The sequence below is a fragment of the Nonomuraea polychroma genome (assembly GCF_004011505.1).
In the GTDB taxonomy this organism is placed as follows: Bacteria; Actinomycetota; Actinomycetes; order Streptosporangiales; family Streptosporangiaceae; genus Nonomuraea; species Nonomuraea polychroma.
Genome location: NZ_SAUN01000001.1, coordinates 984,081 through 999,542 on the forward strand (window position 1 = coordinate 984,081; position 15,462 = coordinate 999,542).

12 protein-coding genes are annotated in these 15,462 nt (G+C 69.8%); 5 read left to right on the forward strand and 7 right to left on the reverse strand.

The window, feature by feature from the left end:
* Positions 1-117: 117 nt before the first annotated feature.
* Positions 118-2,526, reverse strand: coding sequence for a glycoside hydrolase family 95 protein (locus EDD27_RS04390; RefSeq protein ID WP_127931198.1), 2,409 nt, complete (start codon positions 2,524-2,526; stop codon positions 118-120).
* 176 nt (positions 2,527-2,702) lie between these two features.
* On the opposite strand from EDD27_RS04390, the gene EDD27_RS04395 reads away from it, so the two are divergent.
* The gene (locus EDD27_RS04395) at positions 2,703-3,557 is read left to right on the forward strand and encodes an amidohydrolase family protein (RefSeq protein WP_127931199.1); all 855 of its coding nucleotides are present in this window, start codon (positions 2,703-2,705) and stop codon (positions 3,555-3,557) included.
* Here EDD27_RS04395 and EDD27_RS04400 read toward each other — a convergent pair.
* From EDD27_RS04400 to EDD27_RS04425, 6 genes are read right to left on the reverse strand one after another with little or no spacing between them, the layout of a single operon-like run.
* Positions 3,530-4,570 (reverse strand): aldose 1-epimerase family protein, encoded by a 1,041-nt coding sequence (locus EDD27_RS04400; RefSeq protein WP_127931200.1) that lies wholly within the window; start codon positions 4,568-4,570, stop codon positions 3,530-3,532. The genes EDD27_RS04395 and EDD27_RS04400 overlap by 28 nt on opposite strands.
* Positions 4,567-5,265, reverse strand: a complete 699-nt coding sequence (locus tag EDD27_RS04405) for an SDR family NAD(P)-dependent oxidoreductase (protein WP_127931201.1) — start codon at positions 5,263-5,265, stop codon at positions 4,567-4,569. Before EDD27_RS04405 ends, EDD27_RS04400 begins: the two co-directional genes overlap by 4 nt.
* Positions 5,262-6,311, reverse strand: coding sequence for a type 2 periplasmic-binding domain-containing protein (locus EDD27_RS04410; RefSeq protein WP_127931202.1), 1,050 nt, complete (start codon positions 6,309-6,311; stop codon positions 5,262-5,264). The genes EDD27_RS04405 and EDD27_RS04410 overlap by 4 nt, the downstream gene beginning before the upstream one ends.
* A complete protein-coding gene (locus EDD27_RS04415; RefSeq protein WP_206641240.1) occupies positions 6,299-7,480 on the reverse strand; it encodes a CaiB/BaiF CoA transferase family protein in 1,182 nt (393 codons plus the stop codon). Before EDD27_RS04415 ends, EDD27_RS04410 begins: the two co-directional genes overlap by 13 nt.
* Positions 7,477-8,241, reverse strand: coding sequence for an enoyl-CoA hydratase/isomerase family protein (locus tag EDD27_RS04420; protein ID WP_127931203.1), 765 nt, complete (start codon positions 8,239-8,241; stop codon positions 7,477-7,479). Before EDD27_RS04420 ends, EDD27_RS04415 begins: the two co-directional genes overlap by 4 nt.
* Positions 8,242-8,251: 10 nt before the next feature.
* Positions 8,252-8,968 carry a FadR/GntR family transcriptional regulator gene (locus EDD27_RS04425; RefSeq protein ID WP_164903475.1) on the reverse strand — a complete coding sequence of 239 codons (717 nt, stop codon included), beginning with the start codon at positions 8,966-8,968 and terminating at the stop codon, positions 8,252-8,254.
* Between the two features lie 874 nt (positions 8,969-9,842).
* Between EDD27_RS04425 and EDD27_RS04435 the strand changes: the two genes are divergently transcribed.
* The 4 genes from EDD27_RS04435 to EDD27_RS04450 all read left to right on the forward strand — a co-directional run bounded on the left by EDD27_RS04435 (position 9,843) and on the right by EDD27_RS04450 (position 15,435).
* A complete protein-coding gene (locus EDD27_RS04435; protein WP_127931206.1) occupies positions 9,843-10,820 on the forward strand; it encodes an ABC transporter permease in 978 nt (325 codons plus the stop codon).
* 1 nt (position 10,821) lies between these two features.
* A complete protein-coding gene (locus tag EDD27_RS04440; RefSeq protein ID WP_127931207.1) occupies positions 10,822-11,661 on the forward strand; it encodes an ABC transporter permease in 840 nt (279 codons plus the stop codon).
* Positions 11,658-13,727, forward strand: a complete 2,070-nt coding sequence (locus EDD27_RS04445) for an ABC transporter ATP-binding protein (protein WP_127931208.1) — start codon at positions 11,658-11,660, stop codon at positions 13,725-13,727. Before EDD27_RS04440 ends, EDD27_RS04445 begins: the two co-directional genes overlap by 4 nt.
* Before the next feature lie 121 nt (positions 13,728-13,848).
* The gene (locus EDD27_RS04450; RefSeq protein WP_241563861.1) at positions 13,849-15,435 is read left to right on the forward strand and encodes an ABC transporter family substrate-binding protein; all 1,587 of its coding nucleotides are present in this window, start codon (positions 13,849-13,851) and stop codon (positions 15,433-15,435) included.
* Positions 15,436-15,462: the final 27 nt, after the last annotated feature.

The window sequence follows — 15,462 nt, forward strand, 5'->3', positions numbered from 1 at the left end:
CCTTCCGGTGGTGCAGGCACAACGCCGCGGCGCCGCCGACGGCCGGCCGATCGTCTACTTCCGGGCAGGCGGGCCGCGTGTGAACCCCGATCCAGCGTGGGTGCGCGGACAGGTGGGTCAGGGCGACGGCGTGATGTCGTAGACGGCGTGGCGGCGGGTGTCGAGGACGAGCACGGTGGGCTCCGGTCGCTCGGCCTTGACCGGGCGGCCGTCCAGCATCACCGTGACCGGCTTCGAGGTGCGCAGGGTCAGCCGGCGGCCCAGGTCCGAGCGGATCCGGCCGCGCGTCAGCACCCTGCCGGCCCACTCCAGGGACACCTCGAAGCCGCCCCGCGCCCGCAACCCCCGGAACGACCCGGAAGGCCAGGCGGCGGGCAGGGCGGGCAGCACATGCACCTGGTCGGCGTGGCTCTGCAGCAACATCTCCGTGATCCCCGACGTGCCGCCGAAGTTGCCGTCGATCTGGAAAGGGGGATGCAGGTCGAACATGTTCGGCGCGGTCCGGGCAGGCACCAGCAGGTTGCTCAGCCGTTTGTAGGCCTCCGCCGCGTCCAGCAACCGAGCCCAGAAGTTGATCTTCCAGGCGAGTGACCACCCGGCCCCCGCCTCCCCGCGCAGCTGCAAGGTCCGGCGCGCGGCCGCGGCCAGCTCCGGCGACAGACGCGGGTCGATCTGGTGCCCGGGAAACAGCCCCCACAGGTGGGAGATGTGCCGGCTGCGCGACAGCGCCGCGTCTCCCCGGTAGTCCTCCTGCCACTCCTGGATCTGCCCGAGGTGCCCGATCTGGTTCGGCACGAGCCGGGAGCGTGCTTCCAGCACCTGCTCCCGCATCTCCGGGTCTTGCCCCAGCGCCTCCGACGCGGAGGCGAAGGCCTCGAACAGGTCACGCAGGATCTGCATGTCCATGGTCGGCCCCGCGCAGATGCTGACGTTCTCGCCGCCGTCCTCATGGTGCCCCACCTCGGGCGAGTGCGACGGGTTGGTGACGAGGTAGCCGGTCCTGGGGTCGGTCTGCAGTGTCTCGAGGAAGAACCGCACCGAGCCCTTGATCAGCGGGAAGTGCTCGCGCAGCCGTCGCTCGTCCCCGGTGTAGAGGTAGTGCTCCCACAAGGTCAGGCACAACCAGGCGCCGCCGGTGGGCCACACGCCGTAGAAGGCGAAGTCCACGGGGGCCGTGCCACGCCAGCCGTCGGTGTTGTGGTGCGCCACCCATCCGCCCGCGCCGTACTGCGTCCGCGCCGTCTTGGCCCCCGTCTCCGACAGATCCTTGATCAGGTCGAACAGCGGGTCCATGCACTCGATGATGTTGGCCGGGCCGGCCGGCCAGTAGTTCATCTCGCAGTTGATGTTGATGGTGTACTTCGACTCCCAGGCGGGGGTGAGGGAGTCGTTCCAGATGCCCTGCAGGTTGGCGGCGTAGCCGGGGGAGCGGGAGCAGGAGATCAGCAGATACCGGCCGTACTGGAAGTACAGGGCCGCCAGCTGCGGGTCGGCGTCGAGTCGCCGGCGCGCGATGCGCTCGTCGGTCGGCAGCGCCACCGCCTCCGAGGTGCCGAGGTCGATCTCGACGCGGCCGAAGAGCCGCTGATAGTCGTGTACGTGCTTACGCCGCAGCACCTCGTACGGCTGCCCGCTCGCCCGCACGAGATGCCGCTCCGCCACCTCGGCGGGGTCACCGCCGACGTCCTTGTAACTGCGGTAACTGGACCCCATGGAGATCAGCAGCGTGACCTCGTCGGCGCCCTCGACGGCCAGCGTGCCGCCGTCGGCCCGGACCGTGCCGCCCTTCGCCTGCGCCTTCGCCAGGGCGCGGAAACGCACCTCGCCCTTGAGCCCCTGAGTGTCCCCGCTGACCCCGTCGAGGGCGATCGTGTCCTGCCCGGCGGCCGCGACGCCGGAGGACTGCGGGCTGGAGAAGGCCGCCTGGAAGGTCACGGAGCCGGGCTTGTCGGCCGCCAGCCGGACGACGATGACCTGGTCGGGGTTGCTGGCGAAGACCTCACGCGTGTGGCGCACGCCGTCGCGGACGTACGTCACGCTGGTGACCGCCCGCGTCAGGTCCAGCTGGCGGCGGTACTCCGTGAACTCGGCCGAGCCGGGGAACGTCAGGGTGAGGTCGCCGAGCACCTGGTACGGCGCCTGCTCGCTGGGCCTGCCGAGGAACGTCCGGTCGGCCAGGTTCTGCGCCGCCTGCCACTTGTCCTCCCAGACCAGCCGCCTGATCTCGGGGAGCGCGGCCAGCGCCTCGGGACTGTCGTAGGTGTGCGGCCCGCCGGCCCAGATGCTGTCCTCGTTGAGCTGGAACCGCTCGGTGGCCACGCCGCCGAACACCATGGCGCCGAGCCGCCCGCAGCCGACCGGCAGCGCCTCCAGCCAGGCCGCGGCGGGGCGTGTGTACCAGAGGGTCAGGGGGTTGCCGTCGGTGGCGGCGGCACGTGCGGGGACGCCGCTCGTCAGCAGGGTTCCGGCGGCGGCGCCTAACCCGGTCGCCAGCACGCCACGTCGTGTGTAGCCATCATTGATCATCGTTACTCCTGTTCCAGAGCATGGAGGGAGACTCGGAAGCGTTGGAGGTCTGCTAGGTTTCGGTCTGCAAACGATCTCCCGCCCGAGAGGAGAGCCGCGAGCGCAGGCTGGGCCGGTTCCTCGCGCTCATCCACGACCCCGACGACCTCTGGACCGAGCTGGAGCTCGATTAGCCCATGGACCGCATCGACGCACACCACCACGTCTGGGACCTCTCCGTCCGCCCCCACACCTGGCTGGACCCGGAGCCGATGGCGCCGGTCCGGCGCACGTTCACGCTCGACGACCTGGCCGCGCCCGCCGCCGCGGCCGGGGTGACCCGCACCGTGCTCGTCCAGGTGCTGTCCGACCTGGACGAGACGCGCGAGTTCCTGGATCTCGCCGCCCGCTCCGACCTCGTCGCGGGCGTGGTCGGCTGGATCGACCTCACCGCGGCCGACGCCGCCGACACGCTGGCCGCCCTGCCCGCCGGGCTGGTGGGCGTGCGCCACGGCGTGCAGTCCGAGCCCGACCCCGCCTGGCTCAACCGGCCCGACGTGCGGCGGGGGCTCGCCGCGGTGGAGGCCGCCGGGCTGGCCTACGACCTGCTGACGCTTCCGCACCAGTTGCCGGCCGCCATCGACACGGTGCGGGCCATGCCGGGGCTGACGTTCGTGCTCGACCACCTGTCCAAGCCGCCGATCGCGGCCGGCGAGCTGGAGCCGTGGCGCACCCGGATCAAGGAGCTGGCCGCGCACCCGAACGTCTTCTGCAAGCTGTCCGGCATGGTCACCGAGGCCGACTGGGCGGCCTGGCGGGTGTCCGACCTGCGGCCGTACGTGGAGGTCGTGCTGGAGGCGTTCGGGCCGGATCGGGTGATGTTCGGCTCCGACTGGCCGGTGTGCCTGCTCGCGGCCGAATACGCGCAGGTGGCGCAGGTCGCGGACGAGTTGTGCGCGGGACTGTCGAAGGGCGAGCGCGACGAGGTGTTCGCCGGCACGGCCAGACGCGCGTACGGCCTGCATCAGGAGACGCGGAAGGTCGTGTGGTAGACCCGCGACTCCAGCGGCCCCAGCCAGATCATGCTGCCGTCCTCCCTGGCCGCCGCGTCGCCGGACACGTGGTGGGTGGACGGCTCCAGACCCACCGCGTAGTTGCCGGAGCGCAGGTTCAGCCACTCGAAGAAGTACGGGAACTCCGCCGCCGGCCACTCCACGCTCACCTTCATGCCGAGCCGGTCGTTGACCACCGCCACCCGGTGCATGCCGTCCTCGCCGGGGACGAGCGCGTGCTCGTACACCTGCTCCACGAACCCGGGGGCGGGCCCCGGGAAGGTGAGGTGATCGGCCTTCTGCTCGGCCACGCTGTCGGTCTGCCAGAGGGTCTCGCGGATGTCGGCCTCGAACCTGGCGCCCTCGTCGAGCAGCGGCCAGCCGAGGTTGATGTGGTAGAGGAACATGTGCGGCGCCGGCTCGAACCCGGCGTTGGTGACCGTGTCGATCAGCCTGATCTCGTCGCCGCCCAGGTCGGCCTCGATGCGCCGGATCAGGCGCAGGTTCTCGGCGAACACGGCGGCCTGGCGCACCTCGCCCTCGGCCCAGAGCACGCAGCGGTCGGCCTCCCACCGCTCCCCGTAGCCGGTCAGCCGGGCGGGGATGTTGCCGACGCGGCCGTGCAGGCCGTGCCGGACGATCTGGCGGGGTGGATAGCGGTAGCCGTCGGCGGGCACCTCGCCGCCGAAGAGTGTGTGGTCGAGCCCGGCCGTGACGACGAGCCCGGAGAACGAGCGCAGCCATGACAGGCCGTCCTCGTCGGCGTTCTCGTGCAGGCCGGGGTGGCGGAAGCCGGTGGGGGAGCGCCAGCCGAACGCGCGCCCGGCGTGCTCGGCGTGCCCGATGTCCATGCACCGGTCGACCAGCACGTCGAACGCCAGCCCCGACCCGGTGCGGAACTCCAGGGTCCTGATGCCGCGCTCGAGCCCGTCCCCGAGTGTCACCAGCCGGACGCCGCCGGCCGCGCTCAGGTCACCGGTCAGCTCGGCCAGCCGCCTGCGGTCCGGCGTCATGCCATCACCCACCCTCCGTTGACTTCGATGGTCTGGCCGGTCACGAACGAGGCGTCCGGGCCGGCCAGGAACGACACCACGGCGGCCAGCTCCTCCGGGGTGCCGCGCCGCTGCAGCGACTGCCGTTCCAGGACGAACCGGTGGTAGGCCTCCGGATCCGGATGGATCTCCTCGGCCGCCGTGGGGAACGCGCCCGGCGACACGCAGTTGACCCGGATCTCCCGCGGGCCGAGCTCTCGGGCGAGTGCCCTGGTCAGCGCGGCCGCCGCGCCTTTGGTGGCGACGTAGGCGGCCAGGTCGGACCAGCCGCCGTGCATGGTGATCGAGGCGATGTTGACGATCGCGCCGCCTCCGGTCATTTGCTTGGCGGCGTGCTGGGCGGCCAGCCAGTAGGCGCGCTGGTTGACCGCGTGCACCTCGTCGTACTCGGCCAGCGGCACCTCCAGGAACGGCCGACTGGAGTAGACGGCCGCGTTGTTGACGAGGATGCCCACCGGGCCGAGCCGCGCGGCCGTCTCGGTGAACGCCTGCTCGATGGCGGCCGGGTCGCGGAGGTCCACCTTGAGGTTGAGCGCGCCTTCGAGGGAGCCGGCGTCGAGGTCGAGTGCGGCCACCTGGTGGCCGTCGGCGGTCAGGCGGCGGACGATCGCCTTGCCGAGCGCCCCCGCCGCGCCCGTGACGAGCGCCGTGGTCATGCGTGCCTCCATTCCTCGCGCAGGTTCGTGAACAGGTCGCGGGCCGGGACGCGGGCGAGCAGCCCGTCGCGGAGCAGCGCGGACGACCTGTCCTGCAGAGCGACGTAGCCGGGGAAACGCGGCCTGATCCAGGCCGCCTCCATCGTGGCGCCGGTGCCGCGGTAGAACGCCGCGGCGCCCGGTGCCTGCCAGACGGACCGGGCGGCCGGTTGCCCGCCGGTGGCGGGAAAGAGCGTGGCCTGCACCGGCTCGGACATCAGCCGGCGCAGGTGCGCGCGGACGGACGCGCCGATCGTGCCGACGCGCCGCCGCGAGACCGCCAGTCCGGTGCCGCCGAGCACGCTCCCCGGCGCGTGCCCCGGCCAGGCGGGCGCGTCGGAGAACGCCAGCGGGTAGGTGACGTAGCCGTACACCAGCGGGCAGTAGTCCGGCCCGCCCGAGGCCATGGCGTCGAGCACGCCGATCGGGTTGCGGAGCGACACCTCCCGGTCGGCGAGCGCGAGCAACTCGGCCATGAGCTCCAGCGCCCTGGTCCCGGCGTTCTCGTCGAGGAAGTCGCCGGAACACAGCGCGCAGTACATGAGGAACGCGTGCGGCCCGCCCAGGCACAAGGCCAGCCGCGTGCCCCGGGCGAACTCCGCCACCTCAGGCCAGGTCGCCGGCGCCTTCACGCCGGGGCGCGCGACCGCGACCTGGGTAGCCGCGTCGACCGGCAGCGCCCATTGGCGGCCCTGCACGTGGTAGCTCTCCCAGGTGCGTCCGACCGCGCCCGCCCTGAGCCTGGCCAGCTCGTCGGGCCCGAACAGCTCGTCCATCGGCACCAACGCGTCCACGGCCGCGCCCAGCCCCGGATGGTCGACCACGAGCACGTCGTAGGTCTCGCAGAGCTTCGCGATCGGCTCCGACTCGAACCCCTGGAGCGGCTGCCGATCCCACTCGATGGGCTCGGGCACGTCGCCGTAGGGGTTCTCACCGGCCAGATCCAGCCGGGTCAGCTCGTCCAGCGGGCCGTACCCGCGCGGGTGGTCCCAGGTCAGTCCGCGCATGCCAGCACGCCCCTCGCCACCAGCTCGGTGGTGCGCTCGGACGGGTAGCCGAGCTCGTCGAGCAGCTCGCGCGTGTGCTCGCCGACCAGCGGCGCGCCCCGCCGCACCGACGGCGGGCCGGCGCTCATGCGGTACGGGAAGCCGGGCGTCGTGACCGTGCCCTCGGTGCGGTGCTCGTACGTGACGAACGAGCCGTTGTGCTTCACCTGCGGATCGGCCACCAGGTCCGCGTAGTCGTAGACGGGTCCCGCCCACAGGTCGTGGCGGGCGCAGATCTCCAGCCACTCGGCCGTCGTGCGGCCGGGGAGGCGGCTCGCCACGGCCGTGGTGATCTCGTCGCGGTCGGCGTGCCCGTCCATGCCGGCCACCTCCGGCAGGTCGAGCGCGACCGCCAGCACGTCGAGCCTCGGCATGCCGAGCGCGAGGTAGCCGTCCTTGGTGGCGAACACCCCGTACGGCGCGCGGATGTAGGTGTGGCCGTGCGGCTCGCGCCCGCGCCGCTGCGGCACCTTGCCGACCGTGAAGACCGACAGCTCCTGCATCTGCACGGCGATGGCCGCGTCCAGCATGTTCACGCTCACCCGCTGGCCCTCACCGGTGCGCTCGCGGTGCAGCAGCGCGGCCAGCGCGCCCTCGAACGCGCTGTAGGCGGTGACGGCGTCGATCGTGTACGTCCCGGCGGGCGCCGGCGGGTCGCCCTCGCGCCCCGTACTGAACATCGCCCCGCTCATGGCCTGCAGCAGCAGGTCCTGGCCCGGGCGCGACACGTACGGCCCGCTCTCTCCGTACCCCGACATGGAGACGTAGACGATGCGCGGGTTGAGCGCGCTGATCGTGTCGTAGTCCATGCCGAGCCGCTCGGCCACTCCGGGCCGGTAGTTCTGCAAGAACACGTCGCCCGTCGCGGCCAGCCGGTGCACGATCTCGCGGCCCTCAGCGGACTTCAGGTCGACGGCGAGGCTGCGCTTGTTGCGGTTGAGCGACAGGAACGAGGCGTTGACCTGATGGCCCGTGGCACCGCCGGCGGGGGCGTGCCGCTGCCACTCGCCGGTCACCGGCTCCACCTTGACCACGTCCGCGCCCAGGTCGCCCAGCCGCATGGCGGCCAGTGGCCCCGCCATCGCGATGGACAGGTCGATGACGCGGTAGCCGTCGAGCGCGCCCATCATCGCCCCTCGAAGACGGGCTCGCGGCGGGCGGCGAACGCGGCCCGGCCCTCGGCGGCGTCGGCGGTGGCGAAGCAGACGGTCTGCAGGTCGCGCTCGTACTGGATCGCCTGGTCGAGCGGCATCGAGTAGGCGGCCTTCAGGTTGGCCTTGGCGGTCTGCGCCGCGATCGGGGATCTTGTCGCGATTCTCCCGGCGAGCTCGATGGCGGCCGGCAGCAGTTCCTCCTGCGGGAACACCTCGGTGACGAGTCCCCACGCCATGGCTCGGGCGGCGTCGACGGGGTCGCCGGTCAGCAACATGCTGGCCGCGTTGCCCGGACCGATCGAGTGGGCCAGCAGCGCGGACTGGCCGCTGCCGCCGATCCAGCCGAGCTTGATCTCGGGGGCGGCGAACGTCGCCGTGCCGGCGGCCAGCCGGATGTCGCAGGCCAGGGCCAGCTCCAGGCCGCCGCCGTAGGCGTGGCCGTTGACGGCCGCGATGATCGGCTTGCGCAGGGCCCGGACCGCGTCGCCGTAGTCGCCGCGGTTGCGGAACTCCCACGGCGTGTCGTACGCGTCCAGCTCCCGGATGTCGCTGCCCACGCAGAACGAGCGCTCGCCCGCGCCCGTGAGCACGGCCACCCGGACAGCCGGGTCGGCGTCGATCCGCGCCAGGCAGGTCCTGAGCGCGGCGGCCATGTCGGGGGTGATGGCGTTGAGTTTGGCGGGTCTGTTGAGGGTGACGACGGCCACGGGGCCGTCGACGTCGAGGAGGACGTCCACGTGATGGCTCCTAGCAACAGAGGCGGATGTGCTGCTCGGCGTCGGCGCGGGCGACCTCGACCACCTCGCGCATGGCCTCCTCGGCCTTGCGGTGGTGACGGCGCCTGATCGCCACCGCCACGCGCTCGTGGCCGGGCAGCGTCTCCTTGTTGTGCGCCACCGAGCGGGTGTGCACCTGGCGCACGGACCGCAGGGCGATGCTGATCATGTCGTAGATGTAGAGCAGCAGGTCGTTGTCCGCCGCGGCGAACACGGCCTTGTGAAAGGCCAGGTCGGCTTCGATGAACGGCTCGGGGTCGTCGGCGGTGGCGTAGAGGGCGGCCAGGGCCTCGTCGACGCGCCGCACCGCGCTCGCGTCGGCGCGCTCGGCCGCCACCCTGGCCGCGCCCGGCTCCAGCGCCACGCGCAGGTCGGCCAGGACCCGGATGTCCTCGGGGCGCGGCTCCGGCTCGAACCGCCAGCTGAGCACGTCGGCGTCGAGCAGGTTCCAGGACTCGCGGGGGCGTACCCGGGTGCCCGCGCTCCTCCTGGTCTCCAGCAGGCCCTTGCCGGCCAGGACCTTGACGCCTTCCCGCACCGCCGACCGGCCCACCCCCAGCTCACCGACGAGGTGCTCTTCGACGGGGATGGATGTGCCGGGGGCCAGCGAGCCGCCGACGATGCGGGCGCCGAGGGCGTGCACCACCTGGACGTGCCGGGCGGCGTCCCGTTGAGGATCAGTTGCCACGCCCCGCACGTTAGCTCGCAAGTCGGATTTTTCCTAGCCCTTCATCAGATGAAGATGAAATTTCATCAGATGAAGCTGGTCTGTTGTGGTGGTGATCTCACGCACGGGGCTGACGCGGGTGTGGCTGAGCGTACGGATCGGTGATCTCGCGCAGGGCGGCCAGTGCCTGCCGGAGCTGCCGGGTCCGGGTCCGGCCCAAGTGGGCCTCCCATGCGGCTTCGATCTCACGGTGTGCCCGTCGAGTACAGCCGCGAAGGCCTGCGGCGGGTGTGGGCGATGGGGTGGCCGTTCAACGCCAGGCGAAACCTCGACGGCCTCACCCAGCGGGCGACCGACACCGATTGGACGGTCGGCGCCGGCCCGGAAGTGGCCGGCCCCGGCCTTTCGCTCCTGCTCCTCCTCGCCGGGCGCACCGCTGCCGGACGCCCTGCACGGTTCGGGAGTGGCCGCACTCAGGGTCTGACTCGGGGCATGGATCCGCTGCGGATCGAGGACCCCCGTGAATCGGCCGAGAGACAAGAACGGCGTGGATTCTATGGGTCTACACAATGATGTAGATCACTCCGCGCATTCGTCAATTATTGTCCGGGTTTTGTGACACAGTACCCGTGGAGGCGGCGTTAGAACACCCTAAATGGTCAGCATAGCCGCAGGTCAAGGCCCAAAATTAGGGGCGCGTCGTGACATGTCACGATCTTTTGTGAGTGACCTGACTGTTATATTCAGTCGTTTCTGACCGTTATATTTTTACAGATATTCTCCGCTTGATCGCCATCTCCGGGTCACCGTGATTTCCCGTCTCGGGATGGCTTTACGTTGCGGGGGCGCCCTCTGGCCGGAGGCGCCGTACCCGGGACAGCGCGAACGGAGAGTAATGGGCAAGTACCTGCTTCGCAGGTTGGCAATAAATGTGATCTTGGTTGTGATCGCGGCCAGTCTCGCGTACACGCTCGCCGCCAGCACCATGAACCCGCGGGCCGCGTACCAGGCACGTCAGCCTCCCATCGCCGAGTCGGTCATCGACGCCACGCTCGACGCCTACAACCTGAACGACAAGACCCCCGTGCTCGTGCGCTACGGGACGTGGGCCAAGGGCGTCATCGCGGGAGACTTCGGCAGGACCTGGAACGGCGGCTCGGTCAACGCGGAGATGGGCCGGCGGATCTTCGTCAGCCTGCGGTTGCTGCTGATCGGCACGGTGGTGGGCTTCGCCATCGGGGTGGCGCTCGGGGCCATCTCGGCGGTGCGGCAGTACAAGCTCAGCGACCGGTTAATCGGCGTCAGCTCCTTCGTGATCATGGCTCTTCCCGTCTTCCTGCTGGCCACGCTGCTGGCGATGGCGACGTACACCCTGAACGACGGGCTCGGGTTCACGCTGATCGAGTACACCGGCGAGTACAACCCGAAGCTGGCGGGCTGGGATCAGTTCGTCAACCGGCTCAACCACCTGATCCTGCCGACCATCTCCCTCAGCCTCGGCTCGATCGCCTTCTACAGCCGCATCCAGCGCAACATGATGCTGGACGTGCTCGGCCAGGACTTCGTCCGCACGGCCATGGCCAAGGGCCTGCGACGCAGGACCGCGCTGATCAAGCACGCGCTCCGTACGGCGCTGATCCCGTCCGCCACCTACTTCGCTTTCGCGTTCGGAACGATGTTCACCGGAGCCATCTTCACCGAGAAGATCTTCGCCTGGCACGGCATGGGCGCCTGGCTGGTCGACGCGATCAACGCCAATGACGTCAACTCCGTCGCCGCGGTGACCTTCTTCACCGCCGTCTGTGTCCTGTTCGCTGCCTTCCTGTCGGATCTGCTGGTGGCGGCGCTCGATCCTCGGGTGAGGGTGAGCTGACATGCGCTCCAAAGTCGTCCTCCGGCGCCTGTTCCGCAACAAGCAGGCCCGTTACGGCATCGCCGCCCTGGTCCTGCTGATCCTCCTGGCGTACGTCGGCCCGTACATCGGCTCGTACGACTGGACCGACAAGGACTTCCTGGCCTTCATGTCGCCCCCTGACGGCGACCACTGGTGGGGCACCGGCGCCATCGGGCAGGACATGTACGCGGTCACGCTCCGCGGCATGCAGAAGTCCATCGTCATCGGCCTGCTGGTGGCGCTGATCGCCACCGGCCTCGCCGCGGTGGTGGGCGCGTTCGCCGGATACTTCGGCGGCTGGGTGGACAAGGTCCTCATGTGGGGTGTGGACCTGCTGCTCGTCCTCCCCAGCTTCCTGATCATCGCGATCATCTCGCCGAGGTTGAAAGGCGGCTCCTGGCTCTGGTTCGTGGTGCTGCTCGCCGCGTTCACCTGGATGATCACCTCCAGGGTGGTCCGCAGCATGACGCTCTCGCTCCGCGAGCGTGAATACGTCCAGGCCGCCGTCTACATGGGCATCCCGCGCTGGAAGATCATCTTCCGGCACATCGTTCCCAACCTGTCCTCCTTGCTGATCATCGACGCGACGCTCAACGTCAGCGGTGCGATCATCGGCGAGGCGGCGCTGTCCTTCTTCGGGTTCGGCATCCAGCCGCCCGACGTCTCGCTCGGCACGCTCATCGCGGAGGGCTCGCGCAACGCCACCGGCTACCCATGGCTGTTCGTCTTCCCCGCCGGTCTGCTGGTGCTCCTGGTGCTGAGCATCAACCTGATCGGCGACGGCCTGCGTGACGCACTCGACCCGGGGAGCAACTCGTGAGCATCTTGGAGGTCAGCGACCTCACCGTCACTTTCTCCGGCGGCATCCAGGCGGTGCGCGGGGTGTCGTACGGAGTCGAGCGCGGTGAAGTGCTCGGCATCGTCGGCGAGTCCGGCTCCGGCAAGTCCGTCACCTCGCTCGCCATCATGGGCCTGCTGCCGAAGAACGCCGTGGTCAGCGGCTCGGTCAAGCTGCACGGCCGCGAGCTGATCGGCATGGACGAAGACGAGCTGATCAAGGTACGCGGCAAGGCGATCAGCATGATCTTCCAGGATCCGCTGTCGGCGTTCACGCCCGTCTACACCATCGGCGACCAGGTCGCCGAGGCCGTGCGCGTGCACCAGAAGATGGCCAAGGACAAGGCCGCCAAGCGGGCCGTGGAGCTGCTCGACCTGGTCGGCATCCCGAACCCGCACCTGCGGGCCAAGGCGTTCCCGCACGAGTTCTCCGGCGGCATGCGGCAGCGCGCGATGATCGCCATGGCGATCGCCAACGACCCCGACCTGCTGATCTGCGACGAGCCCACCACGGCGCTCGACGTGACCATCCAGGCGCAGGTGCTGGAGGTGCTCAAGACCGCGCAGCAGGAGACCGGCGCCGGCATCGTGATGATCACCCATGACCTGGGCGTCATCGCCGGCATGGCCGACCGGGTGCTCGTCATGTACGCGGGCCGGCCGGTCGAGCAGGGATCCGTGGACGACATCTACTACCGGCCGCGGATGCCGTACACGATGGGCCTGCTCGCCTCGATCCCCAGGGTCGACGGCGAGGAGGGGCCGCTGGTGCCCATCGAGGGCAACCCGCCGTCGCCGTCGGCGCTGCCGCCCGGCTGCCCGTTCGCGCCGCGCTGCCCGATGAAGGTGGACATGTGCGACGACGAGGAGCCGCCGCTCACGCCGTTCGCCGGCGGGCGGCACGTCGCCTGCATCCGCTCGCACGAGATCGAGCACAAGGGCCTGACCGGGGCCGACGTGTTCCCCGTGCCGGTCATCCCGCCGAGCGACGTGGTTCGCGTGCCGCGCGCCGAGCGCCCCACGGTGCTGCAGCTCGATGGCATGATCCGGCACTACCCGCTGATGAAGGGCGCGGTCTTCAAGCGCCGCGTCGGCACCGTCTACGCGGTCGACGGCATCAGCTTCGACATCGCCGAAGGCGAGACATTGGCCCTGGTGGGCGAGTCCGGCTGCGGCAAGACCACCACGCTGCAGCAGATCATGCAGTTGGCGCCGCCGCAGGGCGGCCGGATCGTCGTGCTCGGCAAGGACAGCGCCAAGCTCGACAAGGGCGCGCGCAAGGCGCTCCGCCGCGACCTGCAGATCGTCTTCCAGGACCCCATGGCCGCGCTCGACCCGCGCATGCCGGTCGGCGACATCATCGCCGAGCCGCTGCGCGCGCACGGCAGGAAAGACGTGCGGGCCCGCGTCGCCGAGCTGCTGGAGCTGGTCGGGTTGTCGCCCGAGCATGCCGAGCGTTACCCGCAGCAGTTCTCCGGCGGGCAGCGCCAGCGCATCGGCATCGCCCGCGCGCTCGCGCTGGAGCCGAAGCTGCTCGTCCTGGACGAGCCGGTGTCGGCACTCGACGTCTCCATCCAGGCGGGTGTCATCAACCTGCTGGAGGAGCTGAAGAACACGCTGGGGCTCTCGTACCTGTTCGTGGCCCACGACCTGGCCGTGGTCAGGCACCTGGCCGACCGGGTGGCCGTGATGTACCTCGGCAGGATCGCCGAGATCGGCACGGTCGAGAACGTCTACGACCACCCGGCGCACCCCTACACGCAGGCGCTGTTGTCGGCGATCCCGCTGCCGGACCCGGAGATGGAACGCACCCGGAAGCGGATCCTGCTCGAAGGCGACCTGCCCAGCCCGGCCGACCCGCCATCGGGTTGCCGGTTCCGCATCCGCTGCCCCAAGTTCGCCCAGCTCAGCGAGGCGGACCGGCAGCTCTGTGTGGACGAAGAGCCCTCGGTTGCTCGGCTCGCGAACGCCGTGGACCACGGCGCAGCCTGCCACTACGCGGAGGAGATCGAGGTCATTACGGCCTCGGACGATCAGGAGGAAAAGTGAAGGTTCGATACCGGGCAGCCGCGGGAATCGCGGTCCTGGCCATGGCTGTCGCGGCCTGCGGCGGGGGGCCGGCGAGAGCAAGCAGCCCACTGCGCAGAAGTCGCAGCAGGCGCAGCAGCAGATGGCGGAGGTTCCGGCCATCAGCATCAACCCGGTCGCCTACGAGCAGGTGAAGGACGGCGGCACGTTGACCCTCGTGGTCGGCCAGTGGCCGAGCCAGTGGAACGGCTACCACGTCGACGGCAACCAGGCGGACACGGCCGAGATGCTCGACGTGTTCATGCCGCAGCTGATGATGGCCGACTCGGAGGCCAACTTCACGCCGAACAAGGACTACGTGACCGACGTCAAGAACGACATGTCGTCGGGCAAGCAGGTCGTCACCTACACGATCAACGAGAAGGCCACGTGGTCGGACGGCACGCCGATCACGTGGAAGGACCTCGAGGCCCAGTGGAAGACCAACAGCGGCAAGAACAAGGCGTTCAAGGCGGCCTCCACGGACGGCTGGGACAAGATCGAGTCGGTCGAGAAGGGCGACTCGGACAAGGTCGCCGTCATCACCTTCGCCAAGCCCTACCTGGAGTGGCAGGGCATGTTCAACCGGACCACCTCGCACCTCTTCCCGGCCAAGTACGTGGACACGCCCGAGGGGTTCGACAAGGGCTACCTGCAGAAGATCCCCGCCACCGCGGGCCCCTTCAAGGTGGAGAAGCTCGACGAGGGCACCAAGACGCTCACGCTCGTGCGTGACGACAAGTGGTGGGGCAGGAAGCCCAAGCTCGACAAGATCATCTTCCGGGCGATCGAGTCGCCGGCCGCGCAGGTGAACGCCTTCGCCAACGGGGAGATCGACGCCGTGGAGATCCCGTCGGGCGCCCCGGCCGAGCTGAAGCGCGCCAAGGAGGTCCCCGGCGCGGAGATCCGCAAGGCGCTCAGCCCGAACTGGCGGCACTTCACCGTCAACAACCAGAGCGAGTTCCTGAAGGACAAGAACGTCCGGCACGCGATCGCGTACGCGATCAACCGTGACGTGATCACGCAGTCCGACCTCAAGGACATGGACTGGCCGATCCAGACGCTCGGCAACCACGTCTTCATGAACAACCACAAGGGCTACGTCGACAACTCCGGCGACCTCGGCAAGTACAACCTGGAGAAGGCCAAGCAGCTGCTCGACGCGGCCGGCTGGAAGCAGGAGGGCGAGTACCGCAAGAAGGACGGCAAGGAGTTCGCGCTGAACTTCGTCATCCCCACCGGCACGCCGGTGTCGCAGACGGAGGGCGAGCTCACCCAGGCCATGCTCAAGGAGGCCGGGATCAAGGTGACGATCCGCCCCGTCCCCTTGGACAAGTTCTTCAACGACTACATCATCAAGGGCGACTTCGACCTGGTGCCGTTCTCGTGGATCGGCACGCCGCTGCCGATCCAGAGTCTGGCGCAGATCTACAAGACCGGCTCGGAGAGCAACTTCCCGAAGGGTAGCGACCCGGCCGTCGACGCGGCCATCGACGCTGCGGTGAGCGAGATGGACCCGGCCAAGGCCATCGAGAAGGCCAACGCCGCGGACAAGCTGGTCTGGGACATGGTGCACACCATCCCGCTCTACCAGCGTCCTGACATCTACGCGGTCAAGAAGACGCTCGCCAACTTCGGTTCTCGCGGCTACCAGTTCTACGACTTCACGGCGGTCGGCTTCACCGGCTGATCTCCGCGGGTCACCAAGAACCCCGGC

Bases quoted from the DNA above. Each gene is read 5' to 3' on its own strand.
- EDD27_RS04410 (WP_127931202.1), bottom strand. From the start codon at position 6,311: ATGCGCGGACTGACCTGGGACCACCCGCGCGGGTACGGCCCGCTGGAC.
- EDD27_RS04440 (WP_127931207.1), top strand. From the start codon at position 10,822: ATGCGCTCCAAAGTCGTCCTCCGGCGCCTGTTCCGCAACAAGCAGGCC.
- EDD27_RS04435 (WP_127931206.1), top strand. From the start codon at position 9,843: ATGGGCAAGTACCTGCTTCGCAGGTTGGCAATAAATGTGATCTTGGTT.
- EDD27_RS04415 (WP_206641240.1), bottom strand. From the start codon at position 7,480: ATGATGGGCGCGCTCGACGGCTACCGCGTCATCGACCTGTCCATCGCG.
- EDD27_RS04395 (WP_127931199.1), top strand. From the start codon at position 2,703: ATGGACCGCATCGACGCACACCACCACGTCTGGGACCTCTCCGTCCGC.
- EDD27_RS04400 (WP_127931200.1), bottom strand. From the start codon at position 4,570: ATGACGCCGGACCGCAGGCGGCTGGCCGAGCTGACCGGTGACCTGAGC.
- EDD27_RS04405 (WP_127931201.1), bottom strand. From the start codon at position 5,265: ATGACCACGGCGCTCGTCACGGGCGCGGCGGGGGCGCTCGGCAAGGCG.
- EDD27_RS04450 (WP_241563861.1), top strand. From the start codon at position 13,849: ATGGCGGAGGTTCCGGCCATCAGCATCAACCCGGTCGCCTACGAGCAG.
- EDD27_RS04390 (WP_127931198.1), bottom strand. From the start codon at position 2,526: ATGATCAATGATGGCTACACACGACGTGGCGTGCTGGCGACCGGGTTA.